This is a genomic window from Actinoplanes sp. NPDC021490 (assembly GCF_055562135.1).
On record NZ_JBVHFW010000022.1, the window covers coordinates 60,317 to 78,153 of the forward strand.

General features: G+C 69.9%; 15 protein-coding genes. 10 read left to right on the plus strand and 5 right to left on the minus strand.

Annotated features, from left to right (window positions below):
* The 5 genes from ACZ3I4_RS41105 (at nucleotide 1) to ACZ3I4_RS41125 (ending at nucleotide 8,991) form a co-directional block, all read left to right on the plus strand.
* Complete coding sequence (locus tag ACZ3I4_RS41105; protein WP_465387551.1) at nucleotides 1–912, plus strand: EamA family transporter; 912 nt, start codon at nucleotides 1–3, stop codon at nucleotides 910–912.
* A gap of 142 nt (nucleotides 913–1,054) precedes the next feature.
* Nucleotides 1,055–5,158, plus strand: coding sequence for a SpoIIE family protein phosphatase (locus tag ACZ3I4_RS41110; protein ID WP_465387552.1), 4,104 nt, complete (start codon nucleotides 1,055–1,057; stop codon nucleotides 5,156–5,158).
* On the plus strand, nucleotides 5,155–5,457 hold the full coding sequence (locus tag ACZ3I4_RS41115) for an STAS domain-containing protein (protein WP_465387553.1): 303 nt from the start codon (nucleotides 5,155–5,157) through the stop codon (nucleotides 5,455–5,457). The genes ACZ3I4_RS41110 and ACZ3I4_RS41115 overlap by 4 nt, the downstream gene beginning before the upstream one ends.
* A gap of 175 nt (nucleotides 5,458–5,632) precedes the next feature.
* The gene (locus tag ACZ3I4_RS41120) at nucleotides 5,633–5,800 is read left to right on the plus strand and encodes a hypothetical protein (protein WP_465387554.1); all 168 of its coding nucleotides are present in this window, start codon (nucleotides 5,633–5,635) and stop codon (nucleotides 5,798–5,800) included.
* A 770-nt stretch (nucleotides 5,801–6,570) separates the two neighbouring features.
* Nucleotides 6,571–8,991, plus strand: coding sequence for a penicillin-binding protein (locus ACZ3I4_RS41125; protein ID WP_465387555.1), 2,421 nt, complete (start codon nucleotides 6,571–6,573; stop codon nucleotides 8,989–8,991).
* 33 nt (nucleotides 8,992–9,024) lie between these two features.
* On the opposite strand, the gene ACZ3I4_RS41130 is transcribed toward ACZ3I4_RS41125, so the two are convergent.
* Nucleotides 9,025–10,146, minus strand: a complete 1,122-nt coding sequence (locus tag ACZ3I4_RS41130) for a glycoside hydrolase family 12 protein (RefSeq protein ID WP_465387556.1) — start codon at nucleotides 10,144–10,146, stop codon at nucleotides 9,025–9,027.
* Between the two features lie 164 nt (nucleotides 10,147–10,310).
* Here ACZ3I4_RS41130 and ACZ3I4_RS41135 point away from each other — a divergent pair, with 164 nt between their 5' ends.
* From ACZ3I4_RS41135 to ACZ3I4_RS41145, 3 genes are all read left to right on the plus strand, one after another.
* Nucleotides 10,311–12,674: a hypothetical protein gene (locus ACZ3I4_RS41135; RefSeq protein ID WP_465387557.1), complete on the plus strand. Its 2,364-nt coding sequence runs from the start codon at nucleotides 10,311–10,313 to the stop codon at nucleotides 12,672–12,674.
* A 77-nt stretch (nucleotides 12,675–12,751) separates the two neighbouring features.
* Complete coding sequence (locus tag ACZ3I4_RS41140) at nucleotides 12,752–13,396, plus strand: DUF3159 domain-containing protein (protein ID WP_465387558.1); 645 nt, start codon at nucleotides 12,752–12,754, stop codon at nucleotides 13,394–13,396.
* A 59-nt stretch (nucleotides 13,397–13,455) separates the two neighbouring features.
* Complete coding sequence (locus ACZ3I4_RS41145) at nucleotides 13,456–13,629, plus strand: CsbD family protein (protein ID WP_465387559.1); 174 nt, start codon at nucleotides 13,456–13,458, stop codon at nucleotides 13,627–13,629.
* 31 nt (nucleotides 13,630–13,660) lie between these two features.
* Here ACZ3I4_RS41145 and ACZ3I4_RS41150 read toward each other — a convergent pair whose 3' ends face one another.
* Entirely contained in the window at nucleotides 13,661–14,026 is a 366-nt protein-coding gene (locus ACZ3I4_RS41150; protein ID WP_465387560.1) for a nuclear transport factor 2 family protein, read from the minus strand.
* A gap of 253 nt (nucleotides 14,027–14,279) precedes the next feature.
* On the opposite strand from ACZ3I4_RS41150, the gene ACZ3I4_RS41155 reads away from it, so the two are divergent.
* Nucleotides 14,280–14,858: a DUF3455 domain-containing protein gene (locus tag ACZ3I4_RS41155; RefSeq protein WP_465387561.1), complete on the plus strand. Its 579-nt coding sequence runs from the start codon at nucleotides 14,280–14,282 to the stop codon at nucleotides 14,856–14,858.
* Between the two features lie 103 nt (nucleotides 14,859–14,961).
* Here the strand turns inward: ACZ3I4_RS41155 and ACZ3I4_RS41160 are convergent, their stop codons facing one another.
* On the minus strand, nucleotides 14,962–16,026 hold the full coding sequence (locus ACZ3I4_RS41160; RefSeq protein WP_465387562.1) for a hypothetical protein: 1,065 nt from the start codon (nucleotides 16,024–16,026) through the stop codon (nucleotides 14,962–14,964).
* Between the two features lie 12 nt (nucleotides 16,027–16,038).
* Entirely contained in the window at nucleotides 16,039–16,620 is a 582-nt protein-coding gene (locus ACZ3I4_RS41165; protein WP_465387702.1) for a hypothetical protein, read from the minus strand.
* Between the two features lie 149 nt (nucleotides 16,621–16,769).
* Here ACZ3I4_RS41165 and ACZ3I4_RS41170 point away from each other — a divergent pair, with 149 nt between their 5' ends.
* Nucleotides 16,770–17,369 carry a mycothiol-dependent nitroreductase Rv2466c family protein gene (locus ACZ3I4_RS41170; protein WP_465387563.1) on the plus strand — a complete coding sequence of 200 codons (600 nt, stop codon included), beginning with the start codon at nucleotides 16,770–16,772 and terminating at the stop codon, nucleotides 17,367–17,369.
* A 14-nt stretch (nucleotides 17,370–17,383) separates the two neighbouring features.
* Here ACZ3I4_RS41170 and ACZ3I4_RS41175 read toward each other — a convergent pair whose 3' ends face one another.
* Nucleotides 17,384–17,797, minus strand: coding sequence for a pyridoxamine 5'-phosphate oxidase family protein (locus ACZ3I4_RS41175; RefSeq protein ID WP_465387564.1), 414 nt, complete (start codon nucleotides 17,795–17,797; stop codon nucleotides 17,384–17,386).
* Nucleotides 17,798–17,837: the final 40 nt, after the last annotated feature.

Genomic DNA, 17,837 nt, shown 5'->3' on the forward strand with positions numbered 1-17,837 from the left:
ATGACTTTTCTCGGGCCGCTGCTGATCGTGTACGTCGTCTGGGGTTCCACCTATCTGGCGCAGAAGGTCGGGCTGGAGGGGCTGCCCCCGCTGACCATGAACGCCTTCCGGTTCCTGATCGCCGGGGCGCTGCTCTACGCGTACTGCCGCCTGCGCCGGATGCCGCGACCGGACCGGCCGCAGTGGCGCGCGGGAGCGATCCAGGGGCTGCTGCTGCCCGCGGCGGGCACGGGCGGCGCGGCCTGGGCCGAGCAGTGGCTGTCGTCCGGGATCACCGCGTTGTTCCTGGCCACGATCCCGTTGTGGATCGTGCTGGGCCGCCGGGTGACCGACCGCGAAAAGATCACCTGGCCGGTCGCGCTGGGCCTGGCCGCGGGCTTCACCGGCGTGGTCGTGCTGGCCCGGCCGTCGGGTGGCGGCGACGCGGCGGCGATCGCGGTCGCCCTGGGCGGCGCGCTCTGCTGGGGGCTGGGCACGGTCTACGCCGGGCACGCGCCACGCCCGGCCTCGGCGCTGATGGCCAGCGCCATCGAGATGCTCTGCGCGGGCGCGATCCTGGTCGTGCTGTCCGGCGTCACCGGGGAGTGGTCGCGCATCGAGGTCACCGCCCGATCGGCGGCCGCCGTGGCCTACCTGATCGTCTTCGGCAGCCTGGTCGCCTACACCGCCTACACCTGGCTGCTCGACCACGCGGCGCCCCGGATCGTCGGCACCTACGCCTTCGTCAACCCGGTGGTCGCCGTCCTGCTCGGCTGGTGGATCCTGAGTGAGCCGCTGACCACCCGCACCTTGCTGGCCACCGCGATCATCGCGGCCGGGGTGGCCCTGATCGTGCTGGCGCCGGCGCCGCGGGCTCCCGAGCCGGTGGCGCCCCCGGCTGCCGATTCCGGCGGCCGGCTCGGCCGAGTATGAGAAGCGGAGATCAGGGTATAGGCCACCCGCCCGGAGGACGTTCCGCGCAAGCCAGGCCGAGTATCCTGCGGGAGGATTGACGCGGCGTGGTGCGTAGCGGCCCGGGCCTGGTGGCGGTCGACGAAACGGGAGAGCTCGCACCATGAGTGGGCAGGGGACGGCCGCCGGCGCGGAGGTTTTCGCCGGGGGCGGTGACGTCGGCCGTGATCTGATGGCCGTGTCCTGGCAGGAGACTCCTCTCGGGCCGCCGGAGGAGTGGCCGCAGAGCCTTCGGACCGCGGTCAGCATTCTGCTGTCGTCGCGCTTCCCGATGTGGATGGCGTGGGGGCCGCAGCTGACGTTCTTCTGCAACGCGGCGTATCGCAACGACACGCTGGGCAGCAAATATCCGTGGGCGCTGGGCCGCCCGGCCAGCGAGGTGTGGGCCGAGATCTGGGACGACATCGGCCCCCGCATCCTGAGCGTGCTCGACACCGGCCAGGCCACTTGGGACCAGGGGCTGCTGCTCTTCCTGCAACGCTCCGGCTACCGCGAGGAGACCTACCACACCTTCTCCTACAGCCCCCTGCGCGACGACGACGGCACCCGGGTCGGCATGCTCTGCGTGGTCAGCGAGGACACCGTACGGGTGATCGGTGAGCGCCGGATGGCGACGCTGCGTGACCTCGGCTCCGACCCGAATGTCATCCGCACCGAGGACCAGGTGCTCGCGTTCGCGGCCACCCAGCTCTCGCACAACCGGCACGACCTGCCCTTCACGCTGACGTACCTGTTCGGTGGCGGCGACCCGCGGCTGGCCGGAAGCACCGGGTTCGCCCTCGATGACCCGGCCACCGACCCGGCCCGGTGGCCCACGGCCGAGGTGGCCCGGGGCGAGTCCACCATCGTGGATCTGACCGGCGAGCTGCCGTACGGGGACTGGCACGAGCCCCCGTCCCAGGCCCTGCTCGTGCCTCTGCTGCAGCAGGGCGACATCCCGTACGGCTTCATGGTCGCGGGTCTCAACCGCTTCCGCGCCCTCGACGACGGCTATCGAGGGTTCGTCGAACTGGTCGCCGGGCACATCGCGGCCGGGATCGGCAGCGCCCGCAGCTATCAGGCGCAGCAGCGCCGGGCCGAGGAACTGGCCGAGCTCGACCGGGCCAAGACGGCGTTCTTCTCCAACATCAGCCACGAGTTCCGCACCCCGCTGACCCTCATCATGGGGCCGCTCGACGAGCTGCGGGCCCGGCCCGACATGGTCGACGACGGCGTCCGGGCCGAGCTCGACGTCATCCACCGCAACGGCCTGCGGCTGGGCAAGCTGGTCAACACGCTGCTCGACTTCTCGCGCATCGAAGCCGGCCGCATGCAGGCTCGCTTCACGCCGGCCGACCTGGCCGCCGCCACGGCCGAACTGGCCAGCGTGTTCCGCTCGGCCATCGAGCGGGCCGGGCTGACGTTCGAGGTCGACTGCCCGCCGCTGCCCGAGCCGGTGCACATCGACCGCGGCATGTGGGAAAAGGTCATCCTCAACCTGCTCAGCAACGCGCTCAAGTTCACCTTCGACGGGGGAGTGCGCATCGCCGTACGGGCGGAGGCCGGCACCGCCGTGGTCACCGTGACCGACACCGGCGTCGGCGTGTCCGAGCAGGAGATGCCGCAGCTGTTCGAGCGTTTCCACCGCATCGAGAACTCCCGCTCGCGCTCCAACGAGGGCAGCGGCATCGGCCTGGCCCTCGTCAAGGAGCTCATCGAGCTGCACGGCGCCACGATCACGGCGAGCAGCGTGCCCGGCGAGGGCACCACGTTCACGATCCGGCTGCGGTTCGGCGCCGAGCACCTGCCGCCCGGCTCGGTGACCTCCGACGGCCGCCGCACCTCGGTGTCGTCGGCGGTCGAGCCGTACGTCGAGGAGGCCCTGCGCTGGCTGCCCGGCGTGCCCGAGGAGTCCGCGCCCGAGGACTCCGCGCCCGAGGAGCCCGCGCCCGAGCGGCCGGGCAAGCCGGCCACGGTGCTGGTCGCCGACGACAACGCCGACATGCGCGACTACCTGACCCGGTTGCTGCGCTCGGCCGGCCACCGCGTGCAGGCGGTGCCGGACGGGCAGGCCGCGCTCGAGGCGGCCCGGCTGCGCAACCCCGACCTCGTCGTCAGCGACGTGATGATGCCCCGCCTCGACGGGTTGCAGCTGGTGGCGGCGTTGCGGGCGGATTCGCGTACGGCGGGAACTCCGGTCTTGCTCTTGTCGGCCCGCGCCGGGCAGGAGGCGTCGATCGAGGGCCTGGAGGCCGGGGCCGACGACTATCTGGTCAAGCCGTTCTCGTCGGCCGAGCTGCTGGCCCGCGTACGAGCCAATGTGGAGCTCTCCCGGTTGCGCAACCACCACGCCCGCTGGCGCACCGCCCTGATCGACTCCTTGCAGGAGGCATTCTTCGTCTGCGACGAGGACGGCGCCATCATCGAGATCAACTCGACCTTCACCGACGTCATCGGCTACGGCCCCGAAGGTCTCCCGTACGCACCGACCCACCCGTGGTGGCCCGACCGGGAATCCGACCCCAAGGGCTTCCAGCAGGTCACCGAGGCGTTCGAGATGCTCACCGGGCGCACCCACGGCACCTGCACGGTCCCGGTCAAACACCGCGACGGGCACCGGCTGTGGGTCGCGGCCTCGTTCAACCAGGCCGAAGACCCCGACACCGGCCGCCGCGTCGTCGTCGGCACCTTCCGCGACGTGACCGCCGAGCACTACTCGGTGCAGCGGGAGAGCGCCGTGGCCGCGCTCAGCGTCCGGCTGTCCCAGGCCGACAGCGTCTCGGGCGCGCTCGCCGGCGTGCTGCCCGCGTTCCAGGAGCTGTGGCAGGCAACCCGGGTGTACGCGGCCGTCTTCCACGGTGGCGCCGACCCCACGGTGCTCACCACCGAACCGCAGACGACCTGGGAAACCCTGAGCGACAACCGCCGCCACAGCCTGACCGTCCTGCGCGACAAGCCGCTGCTGACCCCCGTCGCCGAACAGGCCGGTGGGGCCGGCATCGCGCTCGAGCACCCCGACGGCGCCATGGTCCTCTGGATCGAGCTGGCCGAGAAACGGCCGTTCACCGAGCAGGACCAGACCCTGCTCGCCCTGCTGGCCGGCCACCTCGGCCAGGGCCTGCACCGCATACACCAGATCGACCAGCAGCGCGAGACCGCGCTCGCCCTGCAGCACGCCATCCTCGGCCCGGCCCAGCTGCCGGCCGGGTTCGCCGTCCGCTACTCACCCGCGACCCGCCCGCTCAAGGTCGGCGGCGACTGGTACGACACGGTCATGCTGGCCGACGGGCGCATCGGCATCGTCGTCGGCGACTGCGTCGGCCACGGACTGCAGGCGGCCACGGTCATGGGCCAGCTGCGCAGCGCCTGCCGGGCCCTGCTGCTGCAGAACACCGACCCCGCGCAGACACTGACCGCCCTCGACCGGTTCGCGGCCCAGCTGCCCGGGGCGATGTGCGCGACGGTCTTCTGCGGCGTGCTCGACCCGGCCAGTGGCGAGCTCACCTACGCCAGCGCCGGGCACCCGCCGGCCGTCGTCGTCCACCCCGACGGCGAGACCGACCTGCTCGACCAGGGGCGGTCACGACCGTTGGGCGTACGGTCGGCGACGCCCCGCCCCGAGGCCCACTACACCGTCCCGGCCCGCGCCACGCTGTTGCTCTACACCGACGGGCTGGTCGAGCGCCGCCGCCAGCCGCTGACCGCCGGCATCCAGCGGGCGGCCACCGCCGTGCAGAACGCCCGGTCGGCCGCCCTGGAGGAACTGGCCACGGTGGTGATGGAAAGCATGGCCCCCGAAACCGGATACGACGACGACGTGGCCCTGCTGCTGTACCGCCACCCCGGCCCGCTGGAGGTGGACTTCCCGGCCGAGGCGACCCGGCTGGCCACCGTACGCGGGATGCTGCGGGGCTGGCTCGCCCGCTGCGGCATCGACCCCATCACCACACAGAACGTGCTGGTCGCCGCGGGCGAGGCCTGCGCGAACGCGATCGAGCACGGGCACCGCCAGCTCCCCGGCGGCCTGATCCGCCTGCGAGCCGCGGCCACCGCCCACGACCTGCATCTGACCATCACCGACAGCGGCCTGTGGAAAACCCCCCAGCCGGCCGCCAATCCACACAGGGGACGGGGATTCACGCTGATGCGGTCAATGATGACCGAAGTAACCGTGACCACCGGCGCTGCCGGAACAGTCGTCGGCCTGCAAACGAGGATCCCCCGATGAGCACACCACTGACTCTCACCCCGGGCCGCGGCCCCGACGGCGCTGTCGTGCTCACCGCCGTCGGGGAGATCGACATGAGCAACTCGGCCTCGTTCGCGGCCGCGCTGACCGACACCGAGCGCGAAGCGGACGGCAAGTTCATCGTCGACTTGACCGAGGTCGAATACATCGACAGCGCTGGTTTGGCCGCTTTGTTTCCCCACGTTGACCGCTTGCGGTTGCTGTCCAATGACCTATTGGCGCCGGTTCTGACGATCGCCGGCCTGGAAGACATCACAACTTTTCCGGACGGCGCTTAGGAGTCTCGTCCTGTCGCCGGCGCGGCGCTGCCTGCCTTTGCCGACTGAGCCAGCCCGGCTTGATCGCGCCGGGGGTGCCGCGGGCGGGTGCGGTGCTGCGGGAGTGGATCGGGCTGATCTACAGATTCGCGGCAGGCTCGTTGTGGGCTGGGTGGGCCGCTCGCTGGTCCGGTGGGTGGCTCTTGACGAGACATTGGCTTGTCACGGCATGCTGGCTCGTCAGGACGCGCTGGCTTGTCAGGGCGCGCTGGCTCGTCAGAACGCGCTGGCTCGTCAGGACGCGCTGGCTCGTCAGGACGCGCTGGCTCGTCATGAGACGTTGCGATCTGATTGCCTCGCCTGACGGTGTCGATTTGGCACTGCTCGGGCGGCCGGATGCGTATGGCACGGCTCGGCTGGCAGGATACGTATGGCACGGTTTGGCCGGAGCATATGTATGCCACTGTCCGGCTGGCAGGATGCGTGTTTCGTCCCCCACGGCGCGGGCCGGCGTAATCCGGCCGACGCGGCCGGATTGGGCATGCAAACCACCAAAAACAGGGCCCACCCTACCGGGGGACCCCCGCCCACCTCGGATTTTATCGGCCTGCGCTGATCTTGGAGGCGCTGGGACGGGCGGCCTGTGGATAACCGGGGATTGTGGACGACGCGCCGTTCGGGCCGATCTTGTGCTATCCGCTGATGAGGCTGGCGAAGCGCTGGTAACCGGTCCTTTGATCGGGTTTCCGGGGGTTCTGCTCACGGCAGTGCGATTGATCGAGACGCCGCGTACGTCACCACGCCCCCCACGCGAACACATCGGCCGCGGCGCTCTGTTCGATTCCTTGTGGGTCGGGTCGCTGATCTTGACTGGGCGTCCAGGAGCGGCTCCTTCGTCTGCTCGGTGATCCTGTCAGGTGTGGTGGGGCTTCGATGACGGGTGGTTCTGGCTCGGTCAGGTGAAGAAAAGTGACCGACCGGGTGGATGTCGCCAGTGCCCACCCTTGAGGTTCAATATGACCGGCCGGGCGGTCGAAATGCGGGCGCTTGGCCGGGTAAAGACCGCCTTGGGCTTGACAGGGTGGGGTGAAATAGACGGGGCTCGCTTCCGACGTCGCACGGGTGGGTGGTTCGGTGGGTTCCTGGTTTCGCAGGCGCGATCACAACGTGTTCTTCAACGTGTTCGCGCTGCTGACGTGTGGGCTCGTGGCCGGTGTGGTGGTGGCCGCGGCCGCGTTCCCGGTGGCGGCCATGTCGGGGCTCACGGCCAAGGCCGGCGGTGACGCGTTCGCCAGCCTGCCCAGCGAGCTGAAGGACTTTGCCTCGCCGCAGATCACCCGGGTTTACGCGTCGGACAACAAGACGCAGATCGCGCAGTTCTACGACGAGTTCCGCAGCGACGTACGGCTCAAGGACATCTCGAAGCCGATGCGGGACGCGATGGTCGCCGCCGAGGACCGGGATTTCTACAACCACAACGGTGTCGACCTCAAGGGTGTCGCCCGCGCGGTGGTCAACAACAGCGGCAAGTCGGACTCCAAGCAGGGCGCCTCGACGATCACCATGCAGTGGGTGCGCATGTCGCTGGCCTACTCGGCGACCAGCCCGTCCGAGGTGGTCAAGGCGACCGAGGACACGAACAAGCGCAAGGTCACCGAGATCAAGTACGCCATGCAGGTCGAGAAGAAGTTCAGCAAGGACGAGATCCTCGAGCGCTATCTCAACATGGCGCCGTTCGGCAAGGCGACGTACGGGATCTTCGCGGCCAGCAAGGTCTACTTCAACAAGAAGCCGAAGGACCTCACGGTCGGCCAGGCCGCGATGCTCGCCGCGATCGTGCGGGCGCCGTCCTACTACGACCCGACGACCAAGAGCGGGCACGACGAGATCCGTCAGCGCCGCAACAACTACGTCATCCCGGGCATGGTCGAGGCGGGGGCCATCACCGCTTCTCAGGCCGAGGCGGCCAAGAAGGAAGCGATCCCGCGCAAGGTGCAGGCGATCGGCAACGGCTGTGTCTCGGTGGCCAACAACAACTGGGGCTTCTTCTGCGACTTCTTCTACCGCTGGTGGATGGAGCGCCCCGAGTTCGGCGCGTCCCAGTTCGACCGGGAGCGGCGCCTGAAGAGCGGTGGCTACCGCATCACCACCACGATCGACCTGAAGGCGACCGAGCAGGCCCGCGGCCGGATCGCCGACCTGATCAAGGAGAAGAGCAAGAACGCCCTGCTCCTGGCGGCGGTTGAACCCCGTACGGGCAAGGTCAAGCTTCTTGCCACGAACCGTAAGTACAAACTCGACAACTCGGACAACCCGCTGTCCAGTGATCCGGCCAAGCGGCGCGAGAAGGTCAAGGCGACCTACCCCAACACGGTGAACCCGCTGCTCAGCGGGGGTGGCGACATCACCGGCTATCAGGCCGGCTCGGTCATGAAGATCTTCACGCTGATCGCGGCGCTGGAGAAGGGCTATCCGCTGCACTACACGATCAAGGCGGAGAAGTTCTTCCGGTCGAAGTACATCGTCGAGCGCAGCAGCGACTCGGCCTGCCCGGGCACGCATTTCTGGTGTCCGCAGAACTCGGGCGGCGGCGGCGAGGGCGTCTACAACATGTGGACCGGCTTCGGCCGTTCGATCAACACGTTCTTCGTGCCGCTCGAGGAGCGCGTCGGCGCCGAGAACGTGGTCGACGTGGCCAAGCGTTTCGGCATCAAGTTCCGCGACCCCAGCGACGCCCGGTACGCCTCGCCTGGTTACTCGAATCAGTGGGGCGCCTTCACGCTGGGCGTCTCGGCGACCACCCCGCTCGACATGGCCAACGCGTACGCCACCCTGGCCGCCGACGGCATGTATTGCGAGCCCACCCCGATCGAGCAGATCACCACTCGCGACAACGAGAAGCTCGACATCGGCAAGCCGCACTGCGTCAAGGCGACCAGCCCCGATGTGGCCCGGGCGGCGGTCGACGCGGCCCGCTGCCCGGTCGGCGACCAGGCCCGTACGGGAAGCTGCGGCGGCGGGACGGCCCGCCAGGTGCGCAGCGTCGTCGACCGCCCGGTGTTCGGCAAGACCGGCACCACCGACCGCGACCGCACGGCCTCGCTGATCGCCGGCACGACGTCGCTGGTCGTCGCGGGTTACCTGGTCAACCCTGACTACCAAGCCCACAAGGACAGGCTGCGCCACGATCAGGTCAACCCGGCGGTCTATCGCACGCTCGCCGACTACATGGAGACCCGCCCGTACGTGCAGTTCAAGCGGCCCGAGAACCGCAAGCTGGTGTACGGCGAGCAGCGGCGCATCCCGAACGTCGAGTGCGACTCGCTGCGCAGCGCCCGCAACCGGCTGGGGGACGCCGGCTTCTACCCGGTGATCAGCTCGCAGGAGGTCGAGTCCGAGTGCCCGGCCGGCACCGCGGCGGGCACCGAGCCGAGCGGCCGCACGGTCAAGAACGGCGTGGTCGTCATCAACGTCAGCAAAGGCAAGGGCGCCACCCCGCCTCCGGGCACTCCCGGCGCCCCGCCGACCTCGGGGCCGCCCCGGCCGCCGCGCTGAGCGCGGCGGCGGGGTGGTCGCCCGCGGCGGGCTTCAGCTGTAGTTGAGCGAGAAGCTGTTCGTGGTGAAGTTGGACTGACCGGCCGTGCCCGTGATCTCGAAGCCGAACTGCAGCTCACCCACGGTCACGTCGCCCCACCAGTTGTTGGTGCGCAGCCACTTCATGACGGCCAGCAGGTCGATCGTGCCCGAGCTGGTGTTGGTGCGGATGAACGAGAACACCGCGTTGGCGCCGTTCGAGCCGCGGTAGACGTTCCACGTGTGGCCGCCCACGGACAGGTTCCGCACGATCGGCACGGCCCCGTTGGCGTCGTACTGTTCGGCGATCGGACCGACCGCGCCGTGCTGGTTGGTCCAGATCATTACCTCGTACGCGTGATTGTTGGCCCAGATGTCGTAGGTGGTCGCGTAGTCCCCGTCGGCCGGCACCGAGACGTTGAACGAGCTGGTCACCGACGACAGCGAGCTGAGCGTGCGGTTGAGCGTCTTGCCGGTGTTCGGGTACGACTTCACACCGCTGGTGCGCGGGTGGTTGGCCACCACGCCCCAGTTCGTGCCGCTGCGGGCCCAGATCGTCTGCGCGCCGGCGCCCGAACCCCAGATGTTGTTGTAAAGCGTGTACCCGTTGTTCTGCCAGGACGCCCACTGACCCGCGTCGACCCAGGCGGCATCGGACGGGACGCCGGACGTCGGTGGCGGTGTGGACGGGCTGGTCGGCGGGGTCGGCGACGGGGTGGTCGGGGTCGTGCTGCCGGTGCACGCCGTCCCGTTCAGCGTGAAGGCGGTGGGCGCGGGGTTGGTCCCCGAGGCCGAGGCGTTGAAGCCGAACGACACGGTTCCGTTCGTCGCCAGCGAGCCGTTGTACCCGGCGTTGCGGGCCGTGACGGTCGACCCGCTCTGCGTCAGGGCGGTGTTCCAGGACTGGGTCACAGTCTGCCCATTCCCGTACGCCCACACGAGCGTCCACGAGTTCAGCGGATCCCCGAGATTCGTGACCGTCACGTTGGCGCCGAACCCGCCGGGCCACGTGCTGCTGACCGCGTAGGTCACGCGGCACCCGGCCGCCGCTGACGCCGGAAGCGCGGTGAGGACGGCCGCCCCTCCGGTCATCGCCGCCGTGCCGGCCAGCGCGACCGCAAGCATGCGTCTGCGCATGTCTTTCCCTCCGATCGGACGTCATCGAAGCGCTTCGACGGTGGCGCGAGCAGTTCGAAGGACGTCAATGGGTATGTGCCGCGATGGTAGGACGTGACGTACGTCTCGGCAACAGAACCGCCTGCGCTAAGGGGCGGCTAAGAGCGCGCGGCCATCGTCGTCTGATGCTGACCACCTCGTACGCCGCCCACCGTCTCGACTTCGTCCCGGGCGCCGGCTTCCAGGCCCGCCCGGCCGGCCCGGCCCGCCCGGCCGACCTGGCCCGTCCGGCCGACCCGGCCTGGCCTCCGGCGCGTTCGCTCCGCCCAGCCGCTACTACCGTTTCACTGCCGCTCGGCCGGGAGCCGCAGATTGCTCTGGCGCGACAGGCTTTGTCGCAGGGTCACGTGGTCAACGTGCGCGGCCCGTGCGGAATCGGCAAATCCACGATGCTGAAACACCTCGCCGGGTCGGCCCGCCACGGCGTCTATCTGCAGGTGGGTGCGGGTGACTCGCCCGGCGACGTGATGGAGGCGCTGCTCGGGAGCCTCGGCTGTGCCGGACGCCCGGAGGCGCTGGCATCACTGCGCCCGGTGGTGGCCCTCGACTGCGACGCCGGCGCGGCGGCGGCCGTGGACGCCCTGCGACCGCACTGCGCCGTGATCGTCGGCTCCGAGCAGCCGGTGGCCGGCGTGCCCTGCGAGCTGCCCGGCCTGGACGGGGACGACGCGGTCCTGCTGCTGACCCGCGATCTCGGCCGCGAGCTGACCGCCTTCGAGCGGATGGCCGCGGCCCGGCTCGTCGTGGCCGTCGAGGGCAGCCCACTGCGCCTTCGGCAGGCCGCCGCCGTCGTGCGTGCGGGCCTGCGCACCTTCGAGGATCTGGCCGACGTCGTCACGCGTGACCCGGCGGCGCTGACCCGGATGAGCCTGCTCGGTCTCGACCGGGCCGACCGCCGTGCCCTGACCGTGCTCGGCGCGCTGGCCGGGATGCATCTGCCGTCCGAACTGGTCGAGATCATCACGGACACCGGCCAGGCTCGCGGAGCCCTGATCAAGCTGCGTGACCGCCGCCTGGCCGACGCCGAGGGGGACCGTTTCGGCCTGCCCGTCTGCCGCGCGCCCGGGAACGCCGAGCTGCTGTTCCGTACGATCGATCTGGTCTCGGCCGTACGCGACATCGCCGAGTTCGTGCGGGCCGCCGACCCCGGCGCCGACGGGACGATCTCGCTGGCCAAGGCGCTCGTCACGCTGACCGGCGAACTGGCCCGGCGCCGGCAGTGGGCCGCGGTCGTCACCCTGGTCGAGGCGGCCGAGCCGATCCTCACCGTGGCCGGTCGCTGGTCCACCTGCCGCCGCTTGCTGACCCTGGGCATCGAGGGCGCGCAGCACGCCGGCGACCTGGCCGCCGAGGCCCTGTTCCGCCACGAGCAGGGAACCCTGGCGCTGTGCTCGGGCGACCACGCGCAGGCCCGGGAGCAGCTCAGCCGGGCCTGCGAGCAGCGCGCCCGCCTGGGCGACGTGCAGGGCCTGGAAGTGAGCACGCACAACCTTGGCCTGGTGCCGGATGTGCCGGAGGCGGGAAACGCGGCCCGGGAGGACGAGCCGTCGGCGGAGGCGGGAAACGTGGCCCGGGAAGGCGCGCCGGCGGTGGCGGCACAAACCCCGCCGCCGGCCAGGGTCGTCGCGGCGCGGCGCAAGGGCCGTCTCCGGGCGGCCGCGGGCGCGCTCGTCGCGGTGGTCATTCTGGGGCTCGGCGTCGCCGATGCTCTGTGGGACACCAGCGAACAGACGCGGCTCTCGACGAATCCAACCGTGTCGACGAGCCCGGTTGCCTCGCCGCCGACCACGGTTTCCCCCACGCCGGCCGGGCCGGGCCTCCCGGGCTCGACCGGTGGGCTGACCTTCGGCCCCACTCGTCCGCCCTTCACCCCGCAGACCCAGCCGCCGCCGGCCACCACGACGTCGATCAGCGACCCGCCGCCCCCGACACCGCCGGTGCTGACGCCGGCCGAGGTCGACTTCGGCCAGTTCCACCTGGGCGATCGGCTCGTCGAGCGCGTTCTGACCCTGCGCAACGACCGGGACGTTCCCGCGCCCTACGACGCGCCGGAAGTGACGGGTTCCGCCTTCGTGGTGGCCCGTCCGGATTCCTGCGGGGGAGTGGTGCCGCCCCGCGGTAGCTGCACGTTCGCCATCGCGTTCGCCCCCAAGGAATCGGGTGCCGCCCGGGCCGGCATCACAATTGCGATGGCCGGCTTCCCCGTCATGCGGAGCACCCTGATCGCGGCTGCCTTCCGAGAACTGACCCTTACTGTCGATGTTCCGAAGGGGGCCTCCGGCGTTCTCTCCGTCCCCTCCACGCAGAGCGAATGCAACGGGACGGACTGCCCACCCATCCGGATCTTCGAACCGGAAGTCGAAGTGACGGCGAAATTGGGCGAGGGCAGCACGGTCGATTGGAGGTGCAAATCGACGACATCGTGTCCGATCGACATGTCGGCAGATCGGACGGTGTCGGTCATCGGCCAGCCGCCTCAAGAGGGGTGATCCTCAACCCCTACCTGCGGTGAGGCACGGCTCCGGCTGCGGTTAGGCTTTCCTAACCTGGGGGGAACGGGGTGGGGATGACGCAGCCGGAGTCGCTCGCACAACTGCTGAACGGGCGGCGCGCCGCGATCGACGCCACGCTGCCCACGGTCGGGTTCGTGGCGGGCTGGCTGGTGTTCGGCCGGTCGATCGTGGCCGGCGCGATCGTGGCCGTCGTCTTCGCGCTGGCCTTGTCGGCCTGGCGGCTGCGTCACGGCGACAAACCCCGGGCGGTGGTCATCGGCCTGCTCGGCGTGTGCGTGGCCGCGCTGATCGCGCTGTACACCGGCCGGGCCGAAGACTTCTTCCTGATCCAGCTGTTCAGCAACGCCGCCAGCGCGCTGGCCTGGGCGGTCAGCATCGTGATCCGGTGGCCGTTGCTGGGCATCGTGGTCGGCGGGGTGCTCGGGCAGAAGACCCGGTGGCGGCGTGATCCGGCGCTGCTGCGGTCGTACGGGCTGGCCAGCTGGGTGTGGGTGCTGCAGTACGTCGTACGGGTGGCGGTGTTTCTGCCCCTTTACGCGGCCGGAGAGGTTTTCGCCCTGGGGGTGATGCGGGTGGCTCTCACCTGGCCGCTGGTGGCCGCCTGCCTGGCCGTGAGCTGGTGGGTCATCCGCCGTACCCTCCCGCCGGGCCACCCCGGTCTGCGACACCCTGTGACCGAGTCGGTGGCGGCAAAATGATTGCCGCTCAGCAAGCACGGGTACCTCCTCATCGTTCGCACGACGATGTGGAGGCTGTCATGGCATTCGACGACAAGGTTGACAACAAGGCCGAGGAAGTTGGCGGCAAGGTCAAGGAGGGCGTCGGCCGGGCCACGGACGACGAGCAGCTCGAGGCCGAGGGCAAGACCGACCAGAGCAAGTCGAAGCTCAAGCAGGCCGGCGAGAACATCAAGGACGCTTTCAAGTCCTGATTCGCCCGAACGTCAAGGCCCCGGATCGCCGTCAGGCGGCCGGGGCCTCGTTCACGATGGTGTAAAGCTTGGCGATCCGGTCGTTCTCCATGATCGAGATGTCCACCCCCGTGACCACCGGCGGCGCGCCCGCCGGGCCGAGCTGCCAGGCCAGCATGGCGAGGTTGCCCACCGTCTGCACCGGGCCCAGCGGCTGGAACACGAAGCCGGGAGCCTGGTCGAGCAGCTTCTGGGCCTTGGCGTCGAGGGCGTCGCGGCCGGTCAGCTCCTCCTCGGCGTCGGTGAAGACGACGTCCTCGGCGTAGATCTCGGCGATGGCCGCGGCCCGCGCCTGCGGGTCACGCTCGCCGAACACGCGGAGCAGGGTGTCGTGGGCCAGTTGCGTCAGACGATCCATGATCAGATCGTCGCAGGGCCGGCCCGATCGCGCCGTCGTCCGGATCACTTTCCCGGCTCTTTAGTTGTCCTCTCGGTTAAGCCCGCATTAACGATGCATCCCTGGTTTGAGCAGCGTAAATACAAGATGGTCCGTTCGTACATTCCATGAGGGACGAACGGACCTCATTGACGTTCATCTCAATCCGCCGGGCTCGAAGATCCGTGTTGCCGGGCGAAGGGGCGACGCTCACGCCCCCAAATGAGGAGTTCTCATGCTCAACACGAAGCGTTCTCGTGTCCGCGCCGCCGCAGGGGTGGGAATGGTGGCCGTAGTGGCCACCGCCGGCGCCGTGACCTTCAACGCCTCAGCCGCGGAGCGGGCGCCCGTCGCGCCGGCCGCCGTCGGACCGGACGCCCGAGCCGTCTCGATCCCCGGCATCCCCGCGGCCATCAAGCCGCCCAAGGGCTCCAAGCCGATCGGCGCCTACATCGTCGCCTCCGGCACCCAGACCTACACCTGCGCCGGAGGGAAGTACGGGACCGCCTCCACCCCCGAGGCGCAGCTGATCGGCACCGGCGGCCGCGTCCACCACTACGGCGGTCCGACCTGGGAGTCCACCCGCGACGGCTCGAAGGTGACGGCCAAGAAGGAGGCCGAGAGCGTGCGCGCCGGCACGATCGCCGAGCTGCTGCTCAAGGTCGACTCCAGCACCGGTTCGGGCGTCCTGGGCAAGGCCACCTACATCAACCGCCTGCTCACCTCCGGCGGCACCGTCCCCACCGAGGCCTGCACCGGCACCCAGACCAAGGCCGTCAAGTACGGCGCGGTCTACGTCTTCTGGACCAACTGAACCAACGCGCTGTCCCGGGGCACCGGCCGCACCCGCGGCCGGTGCCCCGCGCGCTGCCGGGCCCGGGACGAAACCGGCCCGGGACGAGGCCCGGCGCGGCGGTTCAGGCGCGGAGCCGGCGGTATTCGTGGACCGGCCGCCAGCGGTCGTGCAGCGTCGTGATCAGCGAGATCATCACCAGGAAGACCAGGGTGTCGTAGCCGTCGATCTGGTTGTCGAGGATCCAGTTGGCCACGGCGGCCAGGGCGACGTTCACGAGCAGGCGGGCGAGGAAAGCCAGCACGGTGGAGCGGATCGTCCAGCTGCGGCGGGCGACGGCCAGCGAGATCGCGGCGTTGACGACCACCGTGACCGCGACACCGGCGAACAGGTTGCTCGTCGAGCCGGTGTAATCGGGCAGCATCCGGGCGAAGATGCTGCAGATCAGGCCGAGCAGTACGGCCTTCTCGAAGGTGTTCCACGACCAGACCCGGTCGTTGCGGACCCGCCAGGCGCTCTGCTCGTGCGGCTCGTCGATCGCCTCGGGCAGCCGCTCGGGGCGGAATTGCCAGTTCCAGTCGGTGGGGCGAAGCCGGGGCCGGACCGCCCGCTGGAACACCACGGCCAGCCCGGCCGGCAGCGCGACGAGCACGACGACGGCCCACCGGTGCGCGGCCAGCTCGTCGGTGACGTCGAGCTGCGCGACGTGCAGCCACCACTCCTGCGGCAGCTTGACGACCACCCAGATCAGCCCGGCCGCGCTCAGCCACCAGCCGACGAGCAGCGTCATCGGAGACCATCGGGAGCGAATTGTCTCGTACGCGATGAAGAAGTACTCGAAGACGTTGGGGAACACGAGCAGCAGCCACCGCAGCTGCGTCAGCTCGAAGATCAGCGCGCCGGCGAGCCGGAAGTAGAACAGGAACCGCGCGATCCGGAACGCCGGCTCGACGGCCCAGTTCCGCAGCGTCGACAGATAGGCGATGGCCAGATAGAACACGTCCATCGCCTTGTCGTACGCCTGGTAGCCGGGCGGGTCGTAGCCGAACGACTGGAAGATCGTCTGGTCGACGCCGTCGAGCACCAGGCAGGCGAGGACGGCGGGCAGGGGGTAGTACGGGATGGCCAGCGGCAGCAGGAACCGCGCCGCCACGACGATGACGAAGGCCAGGGCCGCACCCGTACTCACCCAAGCAGACTGTCAGAGGCAGGGCGGGGTGTAGCGATCGACCCGCAGGCCGCGGAACTCGAGCTCGTTCGGGGTCTTGCCGACGAACACGAAGCCCCGCGCCTCGCTCACGGCCGTGGCGAAGGAGTGCGCCGGGGCGCCCAGCTCGGGCACGGAGGTCCACGCGGACGGGCGGAAGCTGAAGAACCGCGTCACCGTGCGGCCGTGCGTCGACGGGATCCGGGTGGCCCACTGGGCGCCGCCGCTCCAGTGTGAGGCCGGGCGCAGCTGCAGATAGACGTCGTCGGTGGCGCTGTAGGTCAGGCGGAAACCGGCCGATCGCGACAGGTCGGCCTGCGCCTCGAACTCGTTGGCCAGCCACAGCACCGCCACGTGCCACTCGTCGTTGCGGAAGCTGATCTTCGCGGTGTAGCGGCCGTGGCGGCCGGGGACGAGCATGCTGCCGGTCGCCGGGACCGTGGTGCCCTCGCCGCTGGCCAGCCACTGCTGATAGCGGTCGATCGACGGCGCGGCGCACTCGCGGGCCGGGGCGGGGTGCGTCACCGCCACGGGGGAGCCGGCCAGCATCACAACCGAGAGCAGCGCCGCGAGCATCGACAAGACCTCCTGCGTACGAATTAGTAAGTCTTGTTCAGAGTAGTCGGATTGCCGACCTCGCAGTCAAGGGCGTCGATGGAATTGGTCCGGTCGGACAGGCCCGGATTGGCGCCTCGGACCGGCCGCCGGCTGAGTACCGTTGAGCCGTGACGAAAGTTGACTTCTTCTTCGACCCGGCCTGCCCCTTCGCCTGGATCAGCTCGCGCTGGATCCTCGAGGTGGAGAAGCAGCGCGACCTCGACCTGCGCTTCCGGGTGATGAGCCTGTACGTCCTGAACGAGAACCGCCACCTCGACGACTGGTACCGCGACCTGATCGACCGTTCCCTCGGCACGGTCCGCGTGGTCATGGCGGCCGCCGAGCAGCACGGCCAGGAAGTGCTGCGCGACCTCTACACCGCACTCGGCACCCGCATCCACAACCAGGGAAACAAGGACTTCGAGGCGGTCATCCGCGAATCGCTGGCCGAAGTGGGTCTGCCGGCCGAGCTGGCCGGGGCCGCGACCAGCACCGACTACGACGAGGCCCTGCGCAAGAGCCACCACGAGGGCATGGACCCGGTCGGTGAGGACGTCGGCACCCCGACCATCCACATCGACGGCGTGGCCTTCTTCGGCCCGGTGCTCACCAGCATCCCGCGCGGCGACCAGGCCGCCAAGATCTTCGACGGCGCCGTCGCCCTGGCCGGATATCCCGACTTCTTTGAGCTCAAGCGCACCCGCACGGGCGACCTCAAGTTCGACTGAATCGCCGCCGGCCCTCAGGCCGAGAAGCGGTTCACCCTCACCGGGTGCAGCACGATGCGGGTGACGCCGCCGGCCCGCCACTGTTCGACCAGCTTCTGGTGGGCCGGGTCACTCATGTCGTAGTAACGGTCGGCCAGGCGGGCGGCCAGTTCGGCGCCGCCGTCGTCGTGCAGGGTGACCGTGCCCTCGACCGAGACCCAGTGCTCGGGCTCGCCGGTGGGGGCGGACACGACGACGGACGCCCGGGGCTGCTCGCGAAGCTGCTTCAGCTTCGGTGCGTCCGGGTCGGAGAACATCTGCAGGGTGCGGTCCCCGGCCTGCTCGAACCACACCGGGCGCGGTGCGGGCCAGCGGTCGCCGCGCGGGGCGACGGTCAGGAAGGCGTAGAGCGGGCGGGCGAGCAGGGCCAGGTCTTCGTCGCGAAACATGCGATCAACCATAGGCACACGAACAGGCCCGGCCTTTCCT

What these genes read in the sequence shown, in the direction of transcription:
- ACZ3I4_RS41145 (WP_465387559.1), top strand. Translation starts at nt 13,456, where the DNA reads ATGGCATTCGACGACAAGGTTGACAACAAGGCCGAGGAAGTTGGCGGC.
- ACZ3I4_RS41165 (WP_465387702.1), bottom strand. Translation starts at nt 16,620, where the DNA reads ATGCTCGCGGCGCTGCTCTCGGTTGTGATGCTGGCCGGCTCCCCCGTG.
- ACZ3I4_RS41150 (WP_465387560.1), bottom strand. Translation starts at nt 14,026, where the DNA reads ATGGATCGTCTGACGCAACTGGCCCACGACACCCTGCTCCGCGTGTTC.
- ACZ3I4_RS41135 (WP_465387557.1), top strand. Translation starts at nt 10,311, where the DNA reads ATGCTGACCACCTCGTACGCCGCCCACCGTCTCGACTTCGTCCCGGGC.
- ACZ3I4_RS41155 (WP_465387561.1), top strand. Translation starts at nt 14,280, where the DNA reads ATGCTCAACACGAAGCGTTCTCGTGTCCGCGCCGCCGCAGGGGTGGGA.
- ACZ3I4_RS41140 (WP_465387558.1), top strand. Translation starts at nt 12,752, where the DNA reads ATGACGCAGCCGGAGTCGCTCGCACAACTGCTGAACGGGCGGCGCGCC.
- ACZ3I4_RS41110 (WP_465387552.1), top strand. Translation starts at nt 1,055, where the DNA reads ATGAGTGGGCAGGGGACGGCCGCCGGCGCGGAGGTTTTCGCCGGGGGC.
- ACZ3I4_RS41115 (WP_465387553.1), top strand. Translation starts at nt 5,155, where the DNA reads ATGAGCACACCACTGACTCTCACCCCGGGCCGCGGCCCCGACGGCGCT.
- ACZ3I4_RS41105 (WP_465387551.1), top strand. Translation starts at nt 1, where the DNA reads ATGACTTTTCTCGGGCCGCTGCTGATCGTGTACGTCGTCTGGGGTTCC.
- ACZ3I4_RS41175 (WP_465387564.1), bottom strand. Translation starts at nt 17,797, where the DNA reads ATGTTTCGCGACGAAGACCTGGCCCTGCTCGCCCGCCCGCTCTACGCC.
- ACZ3I4_RS41130 (WP_465387556.1), bottom strand. Translation starts at nt 10,146, where the DNA reads ATGCGCAGACGCATGCTTGCGGTCGCGCTGGCCGGCACGGCGGCGATG.